This is a genomic window from Marinobacter salexigens (assembly GCF_018860765.1).
Classification (GTDB): domain Bacteria; phylum Pseudomonadota; class Gammaproteobacteria; order Pseudomonadales; family Oleiphilaceae; genus Marinobacter; species Marinobacter salexigens_A.
Genome location: NZ_JAHKPV010000018.1, coordinates 13,432 through 27,240 on the forward strand (window position 1 = coordinate 13,432; position 13,809 = coordinate 27,240).

Annotated in this window: 14 protein-coding genes; 9 read left to right on the forward strand and 5 right to left on the reverse strand. The window is 52.7% G+C overall.

Going from position 1 to position 13,809, the window contains the following annotated elements:
* Positions 1 to 101: 101 nt before the first annotated feature.
* The 8 genes from phnD (at position 102) to KO508_RS09980 (ending at position 7,049) form a co-directional block, all read left to right on the forward strand.
* Positions 102 to 1,094: a phosphate/phosphite/phosphonate ABC transporter substrate-binding protein gene (gene phnD, locus KO508_RS09945; RefSeq protein WP_216008174.1), complete on the forward strand. Its 993-nt coding sequence runs from the start codon at positions 102 to 104 to the stop codon at positions 1,092 to 1,094.
* Positions 1,095 to 1,147: 53 nt separating this feature from the next.
* The gene (phnC, locus tag KO508_RS09950; protein ID WP_216008175.1) at positions 1,148 to 1,951 is read left to right on the forward strand and encodes a phosphonate ABC transporter ATP-binding protein; all 804 of its coding nucleotides are present in this window, start codon (positions 1,148 to 1,150) and stop codon (positions 1,949 to 1,951) included.
* Positions 1,948 to 2,766, forward strand: a complete 819-nt coding sequence (gene phnE / locus KO508_RS09955) for a phosphonate ABC transporter, permease protein PhnE (RefSeq protein ID WP_216008176.1) — start codon at positions 1,948 to 1,950, stop codon at positions 2,764 to 2,766. The genes phnC and phnE (KO508_RS09955) overlap by 4 nt, the downstream gene beginning before the upstream one ends.
* Positions 2,760 to 3,569: a phosphonate ABC transporter, permease protein PhnE gene (gene phnE / locus KO508_RS09960; RefSeq protein WP_216008177.1), complete on the forward strand. Its 810-nt coding sequence runs from the start codon at positions 2,760 to 2,762 to the stop codon at positions 3,567 to 3,569. The genes phnE (KO508_RS09955) and phnE (KO508_RS09960) overlap by 7 nt, the downstream gene beginning before the upstream one ends.
* Positions 3,570 to 3,639: 70 nt before the next feature.
* On the forward strand, positions 3,640 to 4,413 hold the full coding sequence (locus tag KO508_RS09965) for an HAD-IIB family hydrolase (RefSeq protein WP_216008178.1): 774 nt from the start codon (positions 3,640 to 3,642) through the stop codon (positions 4,411 to 4,413).
* Between the two features lie 16 nt (positions 4,414 to 4,429).
* Entirely contained in the window at positions 4,430 to 5,215 is a 786-nt protein-coding gene (locus KO508_RS09970) for a DeoR/GlpR family DNA-binding transcription regulator (RefSeq protein ID WP_216008179.1), read from the forward strand.
* 73 nt (positions 5,216 to 5,288) lie between these two features.
* Entirely contained in the window at positions 5,289 to 6,542 is a 1,254-nt protein-coding gene (locus tag KO508_RS09975; protein WP_216008180.1) for a glycerophosphodiester phosphodiesterase family protein, read from the forward strand.
* Positions 6,543 to 6,674: 132 nt separating this feature from the next.
* Positions 6,675 to 7,049: a YajD family HNH nuclease gene (locus KO508_RS09980; protein WP_216008181.1), complete on the forward strand. Its 375-nt coding sequence runs from the start codon at positions 6,675 to 6,677 to the stop codon at positions 7,047 to 7,049.
* A gap of 10 nt (positions 7,050 to 7,059) precedes the next feature.
* On the opposite strand, the gene KO508_RS09985 is transcribed toward KO508_RS09980, so the two are convergent.
* From KO508_RS09985 to KO508_RS09995, 3 genes are all read right to left on the reverse strand, one after another.
* Positions 7,060 to 7,728 carry a class I SAM-dependent methyltransferase gene (locus KO508_RS09985; RefSeq protein ID WP_216008182.1) on the reverse strand — a complete coding sequence of 223 codons (669 nt, stop codon included), beginning with the start codon at positions 7,726 to 7,728 and terminating at the stop codon, positions 7,060 to 7,062.
* 118 nt (positions 7,729 to 7,846) lie between these two features.
* Positions 7,847 to 8,215: a DUF1499 domain-containing protein gene (locus KO508_RS09990; protein WP_252738049.1), complete on the reverse strand. Its 369-nt coding sequence runs from the start codon at positions 8,213 to 8,215 to the stop codon at positions 7,847 to 7,849.
* 164 nt (positions 8,216 to 8,379) lie between these two features.
* Complete coding sequence (locus KO508_RS09995; RefSeq protein WP_216008183.1) at positions 8,380 to 10,443, reverse strand: dehydrogenase; 2,064 nt, start codon at positions 10,441 to 10,443, stop codon at positions 8,380 to 8,382.
* A gap of 180 nt (positions 10,444 to 10,623) precedes the next feature.
* Here KO508_RS09995 and KO508_RS10000 point away from each other — a divergent pair, with 180 nt between their 5' ends.
* Positions 10,624 to 11,637, forward strand: a complete 1,014-nt coding sequence (locus tag KO508_RS10000; protein WP_216008184.1) for a class I fructose-bisphosphate aldolase — start codon at positions 10,624 to 10,626, stop codon at positions 11,635 to 11,637.
* 2 nt (positions 11,638 to 11,639) lie between these two features.
* Here KO508_RS10000 and KO508_RS10005 read toward each other — a convergent pair whose 3' ends face one another.
* Positions 11,640 to 12,593, reverse strand: a complete 954-nt coding sequence (locus KO508_RS10005; RefSeq protein WP_216008185.1) for an MBL fold metallo-hydrolase — start codon at positions 12,591 to 12,593, stop codon at positions 11,640 to 11,642.
* Between the two features lie 163 nt (positions 12,594 to 12,756).
* Positions 12,757 to 13,734: a tRNA dihydrouridine synthase gene (locus KO508_RS10010; RefSeq protein WP_216008186.1), complete on the reverse strand. Its 978-nt coding sequence runs from the start codon at positions 13,732 to 13,734 to the stop codon at positions 12,757 to 12,759.
* Between the last annotated feature and the right edge of the window lie 75 nt (positions 13,735 to 13,809).

Below are 13,809 nucleotides of genomic sequence, written 5' to 3' on the forward strand. Positions count from 1 at the left end.
AACATCTAGTAACAAAAACACTAATGGAGCCGGTCCGCCCCGGATGTTCAATGTTCTGCATGGAGTCACCATGCATGGTCCGCTCCCCACGGAGAATCACAATGAGTTTCTATAAAAAAATGCTTCCCGGGGTACTGCCCTCTGCTGCTTTGGCTGCGTCCGTTTTTATGGCAGGTTTCAGTGGTCAGGCGCTAGCTGACTGTGAACGCGGCGCGCTTGACGCTCTGTACTGCGATGAAAACGGCGATCTGGTTGCAGATCTACCTGAGGACAAGTCAAAGTGGAACGATCCCAACACCCTGATCTTTGCGTACACACCGGTTGAAGATCCTGCTATCTACTCCGATATCTGGAAGCCGTTCATTGATCACCTTTCTGAAGTGACCGGCAGGGATGTGCGTTTCTTTGCCGTGCAGTCCAACTCGGCTCAGGTAGAAGCCATGCGCAGTGGCCGCCTGCATATCGCCGGGTTCTCCACAGGCCCAACGCCTTTCGCGGTTAATCTGGCTGGCGCAGTTCCTTTCGCGCTGATGGGCTCAGACTCTGGCCAGTTCGGCTATTCGCTGCAGGTGTTCACCCATAAAGATTCGGATATTCACGAAATCACAGATTTGAAAGGCAAGCGAGTGGCCCACACGTCACCCACATCCAACTCCGGCAACCAGGCACCGCGAGCGCTGTTCCCGGAAATGGGCGTCGTACCGGGTGACGACTATGAAATTTCCTTCTCCGGCAGCCATGATCAATCGATGCTTGGTGTGGTCGCAAAAGACTACGATGCTGCCCCGGTAGCCTCTGAGGTTGTTGAGCGTATGGCTGCTCGTGGCCTTTACGACACAGACGATGTGCGTCTGGTTTGGGAATCCGACCGTTTCCCGACAACGTCTTACAACCACGCGCACAACCTGCATCCTGATCTGGTCGAAAAGATTCGCGAAGCGTTTTACACCTTTAAGTTCAAAGGTACTGAGTTAGGAGAGGAGTTTGAGGGCGTCGAGACCTTCGTTCCCATCAACTACAAAGACAACTGGAAGGTCATTCGCACCATCCAAGCCTCCAACGGCGTTCAGTACACCCCCGACAATCTTAAATAAGTAGAACAAGGGCCTTCGGCCAAGTGCCGGAGGCTCTACCCGGAGTGAACCTCATGTTAGAGATTACCAACCTCGTAAAACGTTACGGGCAAAACGACCCTGTGCTCAAAGGCCTGAACCTGAAGGTTGAGGGTAGCAGCGTTGTTTCGATTGTCGGCGCATCCGGTGCGGGCAAGAGTACGCTGCTGCGATGCATCAACCGGTTGGTTGAGCCGACCTCGGGTTCGATTAAGTTGAACGGCCATGAGTTGGTCAGTCTTCGCGGAAGCGAGTTACGCCATTCCCGCCGTCGTATCGGTATGGTTTTTCAGGGCTTTAACCTGATTGATCGTTTAACGGTTATGGAGAACGTGCTCTCCGGGCGCTTGGGTTATGTTTCTTTTTTCCAAGCCTTAACTCGTCGCTTTCCGCAATCCGATATCGACCGTGCTTTCAGCCTTATGGAACGTGTGGGTATCGCCCACTACGCGGATAAACGTGCAGATCAGTTATCTGGTGGTGAGCGCCAGCGCGTCGCGGTGGTTCGTGCATTGATGCAGGAGCCCCAGATTTTGCTTGCGGATGAGCCAACAGCTTCGTTAGACCCCAAGACCTCGCAGCAGATCATGAGCCTGCTGCAAAGTCTTGCCAGTGAAATGTCCTTGCCGGTATTGATCAACATTCACAACGTAACTCAGGCCCGGATGTACACCGATCGTATTGTTGGTATGCGACATGGCCAGATGATTTTCGACGGCGAACCCAAAGAGTTTAACCAGGATGCTCTGGATGCCATCTATGGCGGTATCGAGTCGCCGGAAGAAGATGGGGGTGACTCAGGACAGCAGGCATCGCCTGCCCCGGAGGCGACGGCATGACACCGGGCAAAACTGCAATCGATGCAAATTCGGGCAGGGTCTGGAAGAAGCCACCGTTCATTGCCAACCCTTGGGTTCGTTATGGATTGGTCGCAATCACTCTGGCTTACCTGTACTGGGCATTCTCAACGCTGCCATTTGATTGGCAACGAATTGCCGAAGGCTTACCTCGCGCTGGAAAAATTTTTGGTGGCGCCTTCCCTCCCAGCTTTGAACGCGCCGGGCTGTTATGGACAGGATTTAAGGAGAGTTTCCAAATTGCGTTCTTGGCGACTCTGCTGGGGGTTCTCCTTTCTGTGCCCATCGCGGTAATGGCGGCTAGGAACGTAGCACCACTGCCGGTTTATATTCTGGGGCGAACGCTTATTATCGTCTCTCGCAGTTTCCACCCGGTGATCGTGGCCATTCTGTTTGTTGCTGCGGTCGGATTTGGCCCAATGGCGGGTATTCTGACCCTTACTCTTTATTCCATCGGGTTTGTTGCCAAGCTGCTGGCGGAGGAAATCGAAGAGATTGATTGGGGTCAGGTTGAAGCCATGCGTTCGGTAGGCGCCGGTTACATGAAGATTCTGGTTTACGGGGTTTTTCCGCAAATCATGCCGCGCCAGATTGGGCTGTCTATGTACCAGCTCGACAGTAACCTACGCGCTTCAGCGGTTGTAGGCATTGTAGGTGCTGGTGGTATTGGTGGCACTCTCATGAATGCATTCGGGCGTTACGATTACGATTTCGCCTTTGCCATTTTGCTGATGATTATCGCGATCATTCTGGTCAGTGAAGGTTTGAGCGGATGGGTGAGGAAAAAGGTATGGTAGATAACGCTGAAAATTTGTCTGATCGAGTTTGGTCTCGCTATGACCGCAAAGAACAGCTAACGCGCTATGTGGTCTACTTGGTCACGCTCATCGCTGTTGTATGGGCAGTCCGGGACATCGACATCTTTTGGCCTTGGGTATGGGATGCTCCCAATCAAATCCAGAGCCTGGGCGCACGTATGTGGCCACCTGAGTTCAGTCAGTGGAGTGCCATATTCTCCGCCATGCTGGAAACGGTCCATATCGCTACGCTGTCCACCATATTGACCATTTTTATCGCTTTACCGGTGTCTTACATCGCAGCGCAGAACACTACGCCGAACAAGGTCACCTTGTGGATTGGTCGGTTCATTCTGGTTTCTAGCCGTTCCGTAAACACCATTATTTGGGCACTGCTATTCGTGGCCATTTTTGGCCCGGGTGTACTCGCTGGTATTTTGGCGGTTATGTTTCGCTCGGTCGGGTTCATTGGCAAGCTGATGGGTGAGGCGATTGAAGAAATCGACCGTCGCCCGGTGGAAGCTATGGAAGCGACCGGGGCCAGCAAAATGAAAGTGGTTCTGTATGCGATTGTGCCTCAAGTAATGCCGGCATTTTTTGCCATCATTATTCTACGCTGGGACATTAATATCCGTGAATCCACTGTGTTGGGTCTGGTGGGTGCTGGTGGTATCGGGGTGCTTCTTCAGGGGTCAATCGACATGTTCGCTTGGCAAACCGTTGCAACTATCCTGCTCGCAATTGTTGTGTTGGTCATTTTGGGTGAAGCACTAACAAGCGTGTTGCGCAAAAAGGTCATCTGACTCTGGGTCGCCTGTCGCCCGAGCTTTTCGCGCGGCAGGCACTCGTGCTGTTAATTGGAAAACGAGCGCTATGAAAGACAGTATTGAGTTTGGCAACGCCGACATTCTGTTCACCGATGTGGACGATACACTGACCACCGGTGGCCGGCTGCTGCCAGAAACCTATCTAGCAATCTGCCGTTTGGCGGAGGCGGGTATCAGTGTCATTCCGGTAACCGGTGGCTGCGCAGGATGGTGTGACCAGATCATTCGTACCTGGCCGGTTAAAGCGGTGATTGGTGAAGGCGGAGCCTTCTATGCGGAACGCACGGCCCCGCAAACGGTTAACTGGCACTTCTGGGAAAACGAAGTAAAACATCGCCGCGACCAGCAAGCCATACTAAACGCGGTTGCCGCATTGGATCTGGACTTCGAAGCCAAGCTGGCCACAGACCAACCTTTCCGCTTTGTAGATGTTGCGGTGGACTACAACCAGCAGGAATCGCTCTCACCTGAACAAGTGGCAGCCATTCACGATCCTTTGGTCGCTCAGGGCTTCAGTGTTCGGCAAAGTTCTATTCACATCAACATTTGGCTCGGAGACTTCGACAAAGCCACTATGTCGCTTCGAGTGGGCCAAGACTTGTTGGGGCTGGATATCGAGACCTTGCAGAAACGCTCTATCTTCATCGGTGATGCGCCGAATGACGAGAGCATGTTCCGTAGCTTTCCAATGAGTGTAGGCGTGGCCAACATTCGCAAGCATTTGCCCCGTATGACCCACCAACCGGCGGCGATTGTTAGCCAGCACTCGGGCCTGGGTTTTGCTGAAATGGCAGAGGCTTGGCTGCAACATCGCACCTAACCGAGCACCTATTCTTATGAGTGCCAAAGAACGCCAGCGCTGCATCCTAGAATGGGTGCATGAACAAGAGCATGTCGAAGTTGAAGACATTGCCCAGCGCTTTGGCGTTACCACGCAAACCATTCGCCGCGACATCAACAAAATGTGCGAACTGGGTTTGTTAAGGCGCCGTTATGGCGGTGTCAGCCTGCCCCCAGCAAAGCCAGCTCCTAACTTGGCTTACCTGCATGATGAGCAGCCTGCCCACCAGATAGCCAAACAGAAAATGGCCAAACGCGTTGCAGCCGATATTCCGGAAGGCGCTACCGTTAGTCTAGGGGTTGGCACTACGGTTGAGCAGGTCGCGAAAGCGTTGATTCATCACCAATCCCTTCGAATTCTGACCAACAACCTCAGCGTGGCGGCGGCTCTATCGGGTAACCCGGGTATCGAGGTTATCGTGTCTGGCGGGATTTACCGGCACAACCATCACGATGTGGTTGGCCCTGAGGTCACGAGCTTCTTCAGTTCCTTCACGACCGATTTTGGTATTTTCAGTGCTGGAAGTATGGATCTGGAGCAAGGCTTGATGGATCACGAAATCCGCGAAGCGGAAGTTAGCCGTGCGATTATCGCCAATACCAGAACCCGTATGCTTGTGGCAGACCACAGAAAATGGACTCTGAACGCACATTGTAAAGTGGCCACGTTCAAATACGTTGATCGTTTTTACACCAATTCCGTCCCACGGAAACAGCGGGCAAACCTGCCCGACTCCATGGCCCTCATCGAGTGCGACGAACCACAGCTGGTGGTTGGTTGACCAACAATGAGGTGGCCACTAATGTTTAGCCCAGTAATATAAATTCAAACAAAAAATACAGAAGGATTCTGTCATGAAACGTACACTTTCCCTGTCACTGCTCGCGGGTTCTATTGCGCTGACGTCTGGCTGCAGCACCATGGATCACAATGCCAGCGCACCTGAAGCCACGCCTTCCGAGAGTCAGGCTCTGGTTCAAGTTGGGCCCCGGCCTTACTTCCTGATTAACAACATGGACGAAGGCAAACTGAAGCAATCTTTACAGGCATGTGAATCCAAGCCGGTAACCTCGTCGACCTTCTCCATTGGTCACCGGGGCGCCCCCATGCAGTTTCCTGAGCATACCCGCGAATCGTATATAGCGGCCGCCAGAATGGGCGCCGGAATTGTAGAGTGTGACGTGGCCTTTACCAAGGACAGGGAACTCGTGTGCCGCCACGCCCAGAATGACCTGCACACCACCACCAACATAGTGGCTGTGCCGGAATTGAACGCCAAGTGCACAAAGCCTTTCACGCCCGCGAACCCGGTCACCGGCCAAAAGGCCGAAGCCGAATGCCGCACAAGCGACATTACGCTGGCCGAGTTCAAATCGCTCAAGGGAAAGATGGATGCGTTTAACCCGGACGCAACGACTCCGGAGGAATACCTGGGCGGCACTGCGGATTGGAGAACCGATTTATATTCAACAAACGGCACTCTGCTTAGCCACCGCGAGAGCATAGAGCTGCTCAAGGAGCTGGGCGTTCAATTCACTCCGGAACTGAAAACCCCGGTGGTCGATATGCCTTTTGAAGGCAACTACACGCAGCAGGATTATGCGCGCCAGATGATCAATGAATACCGTCAGGCGGGCGTTAACCCTTCCGATGTTTGGCCGCAGTCATTTCGGCTGGAAGACGTGATTTTCTGGGTAAATGAAACTCCAGACTTCGGCAAACAAGCTGTCTTCCTTGATGAAGACGATCACTCTCCTGAAAACGTGTCTCTGGAATACATGGAGAAACTCGTTCAGCAAGGGGTTCCTGTGCTGGCCCCTGCAATCTGGAAAATGCTGACCCTGAACAGCAACAACGACATTGTACCATCTGAATACGCTATCAACGCCAAAGCCGCAGGCCTTGACCTGATTGGCTGGTCACTTGAGCGTAGCGGTCCACTAAATTCTGGAGGCGGGTGGTACTATCAGAGCGTAACCGATGCCATCAACAACGACGGTGACATGTTCACAGTGATTGATGTGCTGGCTCAGGAAGTGGGGGTAATCGGAATCTTTTCAGACTGGCCGGCTACCACAACCTACTACGCTAACTGCATGGGTATATAAGCCGAACGCTGAAGCTTATAGATAGAGCTTGCCCGGTTGCTTTTGGACTATTATGTGGATTGGGTCCCTGTGTAAGCAGGGACCATAATTAGTATTGGGCATGCTTTCGCGCTGTATTTGAGGAAAACAATCATGAGCCACAATACCGGCAGCACAAGCAAGGTAGACAAGCTACTGGCTGAGCAGCGTGATTATATTGCGAAGCGCGAAAGTGGTTACCGTGAACGCGCACTAAAAATGTACCCTTGGGTGTGCGGGCGCTGTGCCCGGGAGTTTACCCGCATTAATTTACGCGAACTTACCGTGCATCATGTTGACCATGACCACGACAACAATCCAGCCGATGGGAGTAACTGGGAATTACTCTGCGTGTACTGCCACGATGAAGAGCACAGTAAGTTTGAGGATTTCGTGCGCTACGGAGGCAGCTCGGAGAAGCGGCGGGAAGCTGCCACGCACAACCCGTTTGCTGGACTCAAGGAAGCGCTTGATAAGAGCATCAAGTAGTTTTAGCCAACTAACATGACACATCACCCCGCCAAAACCTGAGTATATGCCCCTTAAAAGGCTTTTCCAGATAGTCGGTATGCTCGGGCTTTTCTTGTGAAAAGCTATACCCGTGCGTTTCCATACGTCTGCAGAACTTGTTCTTCCGCCCTCTTCCGGGATCAACCAGAATCACTTCACTGTTGGGGTTGGAATGCCGATCAATAAAGTCGGCTAGCAGGTTTACATGCTCGTCTTCGTAGAGAACGTCACTACCGATGATAATATCGAACAAACCTAAATCACTGGTTTTATCTGCCCAATCAACCCGTTGGTAACCTATAGCCTTACCATGATTGAGCTGAGTATTCCGCTCCAGGAAAACACCCACTTCAGGGTGATAGTCGGTCGCCGTAATGTCATCGTTACGCTGGTTCAACAACAAGCTGGACAGTGCCATTCCACAGCCAATTTCCAGAACTCTCCTGCCCTCCGTGTGATGGTTCACAATGTGGTGGGCAAGCACTAGGCTTGATGGCCAAATAATCCCGAACAAAGGCCAGGTGGCCGAGGAAATACCCAGTTTTAGGGCGATGTCGTTGGGGTCGTCGAATTGCTGGTTATCACGCAATGTGCAAACGTGAATGTCCACATTGCCGAACTCAATTGTTTGGTAACGAAGACGTAAAGGTGATGTCATTATGGGTCACACTGAAGGAATCAGGCTCGCCAACCTGAAAAAAGAAGCGTTACGTTCTAATTCCTCAGAGTATAACCCCTACTGTACCTGAACAATGATTTATTGCTTTTTCAGGTCTTCAAGAAAAGCCTGAATACGCTCCGCATTGGTACCCAAGTCGCTCTTGCCTAGCCGTGATGCGGATGGCTACGTCGTCTTTAAAGCCGAACCAAGGGGTGGTTGCCGTAGCTTCAAGCGCCGGGCGCCATCGCCGGAGTATACCGGCAAGTATCAGAGTTACGAGACCAAACACTGCGGCGGCCATCGCAAGCTGCGCACTCTGGCGCAGCCATGTGAAGGATGTACTCAATGCGATCATCTCAGCTCTATAAGCTGGCCCCGAGGAACCTACCAGCGCGCCAGCACTAATCGGCAAAACCACACCGAGCCAAGCGGTAATCAGGGGCCATTTCCCGCCGCTGCGGGCCGGGGTTGTTTTCGACAACATTTAGATTCCTTTTATTCGGATGTTAACGGCTACACCTTAGTCCGATCACTTTAGCTTTGGTATGCTGAATATGTGCATGTATCTCGGGAGTATGGTTATGGCTGGTGGCTGGACCCGTGATGGGGCCGTTCAACATCAGATAGTCGCGTGTTAATCGTTCGCTTTTAGCTCTGGGGAGCGCCAGCATCGCTTTTAGCCGCCAACACTTTCACCCGTTCGAAGTCTTCCTCACTGAACACACCGTTCACGCCCGAGATAGCGGCCAGCGTCATACCGTGTTTTAGGCCAAGCTTATAGATATCACGCACTTCTTCCCACTCGATGTTACGACCAAGCGTGAAGTTTTCGAACCGTGCCTCCAGCGCCAACACGATGGTTTCCGCCAAGCATGCATAGGCAACTCCAGCGGGCAAGCCGATGTTCTTCATGTGGACATCGCCCGGCAACTGAACCTCGCCGGATTCGATAACCAGCACATCTGGGCGCTTGGCAACATCTTCAGCCGATATGTCCAAAGGTCGAGCCACATCTGTGATCACGCAACCCGGCTTTACTCTGGTGATATCCAGAATTCGTTTACCCGCTCCGGAGGTCGCTGTCACAATCATGTCCATATCTTCGATATCACGGTCGGCAGAACCGGCCACATGCACGATAGCGCCGGGGGTTTCCTGTTCAATGCTCTCTTTAAGGGAAAGCAATTTGGCAGGCTCTGGGGCCGCCAGATAAACCTCATCCACCGCTTTGGCCAATAACCGCGCACATACAGACCCTATTGCGCCGGTCGCGCCAACAACCATGGCCTTGCCAGCCATCTTTCCGCTCTCACCAATTTGGGCACGCCCCAATTTTTTCACCGCATCTTTGGCCCCCCAAAGGGCTCCAGATGCGCTATAGCTGTTGCCAGTGGTGATAGGCAGTGGCGCCCGCTTGGCGACGGTAATACCTGCATCTCCCACCACTTTGGTGAATGCACCCAACCCCATAATCTGGGCACCCAGCCTTTTAGCGAGATCGGCGGCCGCCAGCAAACGGCGGTAGGTAAACTCAGGATCGTGAGCCATGATCTCTTTCGGCGTGCCGCCTACGGTAATCAACCAGCCTTCTACCTCGTCTCCCGTGGGCGATTTGATGCCGGTTACTTTTGAATAGATAAACGGTGGTGCGTAGGCGACAGCTTTTTCCACAAGGTTCATAACCATCGGTGGTGACACGCTGGCCACCCAGTCCAAAGGCCGGGTTTTGGTGAGATACTGCTGTGACAGTGGGTGAATCACAAAGGCGAACCGGTTTATCCTCCGGTAGCCGTTGGGGTATAAGATTCGGGGTTCTATTCCCAAGCTCTGAATTACGCCGAGATAATCGTCAGCACCCAGTTGCTCCGGCGAGCGGGACAATGCCGCGCTGATCATGGCTTCCATCACGTTCACACCCAGCGGCCTGCCTTCCAGCCATGGGCTGTAATCCACGACCATGGCAACTTTGCGGGAGCGCAGCCAGTCCATCGCTTGTTCAGTTACACGGGACGTAATGATGGTTTTGCCGTCCAACTCCTTCTCGGTAAAATTCGCCAGATCTCCCATGTGGGCAACAATAACGTGGGCATCTTTAGCTGCCTGTTGCAGAGAGCCTTTGATCAACCCTTCTCCCAACCGGTACAGCGGGGTGCGGAGAACCGCTTCAAGCGTCTTGACAGCTGATGGACGGAACATTATCGGCGCAGTCAACGAGCTGTATGTTTCCAACTGCTTGAGGGAGGTAAGCAACCGGGGCACGCCAAAATCCATATAAGGGTCGGCAAAAAACAGATTATCGGTATGCTCGGAAAGGGCTTTTGCTACCCTATAGCCAGCCTGTCCATTCAGGAAGAGAACCCGGGCATTATCAAAGAAGTGCCCCAGTTCCGTTTGGGTCAGGCGCACAGCCCACTCTTGAAGAATACCCCTCAGCCCTGCTCCACTGGTGATCGGTTTGTCCGGAATACAGGCTTCAAGCTTGGCGGTATCCGGATGCTCCAGTTTTACCGAGCCAACCTGATAATGGTCGGAAACCATACTGAGGCCGAATGCATCGGCGCGTTCGTGATAGGTTTTCAGAAGTGCGACAGCGCGAGAAAGATCCCCGTCAGTTCCTGCACGAATAACCCGGAACGACTGCCCCAAAAACTCGGTTTCCAGATCGTAATCGTATTCCGAAGAGCCTTGGCTTACGCTAATAACAGTTTTCATACGTCATCCTTGTTTTTGTTGTGCAGCCATTTCGGTAAGCGTAGGACATTGAGTAGGTGACTGCGTTAACGCAGATCAAATTCTCACCGGCACCTGCACCTGAGTTGAATGAACGGTCTACACTAGTGATATGAGAACCTTTCGATACGCTAGCATTTTGACTATGAACTAAGAGGCACTATGAGTATTCAAAAAGAACTGCTTTCGACGATTGAAAAGCTTGTTCAGCCGGGTAAAGGTATTCTTGCCGCTGACGAAAGCCACCCTACTATTGCCAAACGTTTCACAGCTGTTGGTGTTGAGTCCACGGAGGACAAGCGGCGGGAATATCGTAGCCTGATCTTCTCCCCAGAAGGGCTTGGCGACTTCATAAGCGGCGTTATTCTTTTTGAGGAAACCCTTGGCCAAATCAGTTTGGACAATGTACCAATACCAAAGCTGTTGGAAAATCAGGGCATAGTGCCGGGCATTAAAGTGGATAAAGGTAAAAAGCCTCTGGTGAACGCCCCGGGGGACGAGATCACCTATGGATTAGACGGTTTGGACGACCGTCTGGAAATCTACAAAAGCCAAGGCGCCCGCTTTGCCAAGTGGCGTGCTGTCTATAACGTATCTGAGACACTGCCCTCGCAACAGGCGATCGAAGCCAACGCCGAAATGCTGGCCCGCTATGCCGCGCTTTGTCAGGCTATTGGCATTGTGCCTATTGTGGAGCCGGAAGTACTGATCGATGGCGATCATTCAATCGAGCGTTCGGCAGAAGTAAACGAGGCTGTAATAACAGAAGTTTTTAACGCACTTCGCAGGCACCGTGTATTGCTGGAAGCCATCATACTAAAGCCCAGCATGGTCACTCCCGGCAAAGCATGTACAAAGGCGTCTCCGGAGGAAATAGCTAAGGCAACCTTGCAGGTATTTCGCAGAGTGGTCCCTGCTGCGGTGCCAGGCATTAACTTTCTTTCCGGAGGGCAAACTCCTGAAGAAGCCACGCTAAATTTAAACGCCATGAACAGCCTTGGCCAACAGCCTTGGAATTTGAGCTTTTCCTATGGCAGGGCTCTGCAAGAGCCCGCACAACGAGCCTGGGCAGGCAATCGGGACAACGCAGGCGCCACCCAAAATGCCATGCTCAAGCGAGCCAAACTTAACGGCGCTGCCTGTTCCGGGAGGTATGAAGCAGGTATGGAAGACTGAGTTCAGTCACACCCAACAGTACAACCGCCGTCACCGTTGAAGGCGATAATGCGTCCACTTAACGGTACGTGCATTGGGACATTTACCAAATCCCCGAACAAGGCCGTTTTCGAGCCCCGCTTCAACTTTCCACCGGATGTAGCGGGTTCATTGGCGTGGGAAGCAATGACCGCTTTTGGATTGATCAAATCATTGATCACATAAGCGGCCTCTTTGGGTCCGGTGGTATAGTTATCGCCAATATTCATCACCACTAACTCTGCTCCATAGTGATCGTTCACTACCAATTTCTGCTCGGCTGTAATACCAGTGTCCCCGGAGAGGTAAACCACCAGACCATTTGAAAAGGTCAGTATGTAACCAGTCGGAGGCCCAACACTTGCGCCAACGCCTGCGGCTTGCAGATATTCCGCCAGCGGACCGGTGAGAAACGATGGTGCAACCCCATTACTGTGAACTGCCGGTACGGTAGTGATAGCGACACCGCCCACTTTTAACTCTCCACCGAAGCGCACCAACATGGAGTTGGCCGGATCGCCGCCCGAGTCTTTCAGCTTGGCGGCAAAAAATGCCGGCATCTCGCTGCCAGTTATAATTTTTGCATTTTTTTTCACCGCAATGTCTACGGTGTTGGATTGAGGCAGTGTAACCACCGGGAACGCTGGCCCGCCGCAATTACCGGCGTTGGTTTCTTTGATACGGCGATCGCCCAGATGGTCGCCGTGCATATGCGACACCAGAACTACATCAATTTTGCCAAGGCGGGGGTCATCAGGGCCTGCCACTGTGCGACCGGCATCGTAAAGAATACGCGTACCATTAGGATCTTCAAAAACCATGGCCCGATCCAGAGCACAGAACTCGCCATCATGGCTTCCCAACGGTGTGACCTTAACATCACCCTCTGCAGCACCCGTGCCAGACACCAGCCCGAGCGACAGAAAAACTCCGCTCATTAGGCCTCTAAAGGCCCCGAATTTCATTTTTTTGGACATCAAAGAACTCCCCTAAATGGTTTTGTTTTTTGCTCTCCACAGAAAATACGAACACAGAACAACTCTGTACCAGTGTAGTTCGCAATCAGGAAGAACGAGGGAGATGTAATCAAAAAAAGAAGCTTCAGGCTGCTCGAGTAGCGTTCCGTGATGAAGCTATGCCTTGTTCGAGGCAGGCGAACATGAGTGCCACTTCACGAATTTTGCGGGCATCCTGCCAGATGGCCTCAGCCTCTGGGAAGCCTTGACGCAGGAAGTTCATCCATTGCTTGATACGGCCAGTCACGTACTTGTCTTCCAACCAACCTTGCAGCACTTCTGCGTACTCCCGAACCAGCGCTGCTGCCTCTGGCCAAGTCATGTCTGCAACCTCAACACCCTGTTGGCTGGCTTTGATCTTGCGTGCGAGATCCGGCCTTGCTATCAAGCCGCGGCCGATCATCACGTCCTCACAACCGGACACCTCACGGCAACGCCAGTAGTCCGCAACCGTCCAAATTTCGCCGTTGGCAATAACTTTAGCTTTTACCGCTTCCCGGGCTTTGGCAATTTCTTCCCAATAGGCTGGCGGCTTATAACCATCAACCTTACTCCGAGCATGGATAACGATCTCTTCCGCCCCGGCAGCTTCCAATGCCTGAGCACAAGCCACTCCCATAGAGCGATCGTCATACCCCAAACGCATTTTTGCCGTTACCGGCACGCCTGCAGGCACCGCCTTACGTACAGCGGCGACAATGTCATACATTAACTCCGGCTCACGCATAAGCACACAACCGCCCTTGTGCTTGTTCACCGTTTTCGCAGGACAACCAAAGTTGATATCTACCTGTGTCGCGCCCAATTCTGAGGCTTTACGGCCGTGCCAGCCCATTTGCTCGGGGTCTGACCCCAAGAGCTGGACCGCCACCGGAGTGCCCACTTGCGTGAGTGACTGGTTGTGCAGCTCCGGCGCGAACTTATAAAAGACCCTTGGCGGCAACATGCTGTGGGTCACACGGATAAACTCCGTCACGCACCGGTCGATCCCGCCTACTTTCGTAAGCGTTTCGCGAATAGGTGCATCGACCAGCCCTTCCATCGGGGCAAGAATGATCCGCATGGAGCCTCCATCTGTTCAAAATTCAAGCGAGCGCGATTGTAGGCAATTCGCGCTCGCTTTGATAGTGAAGGCTAC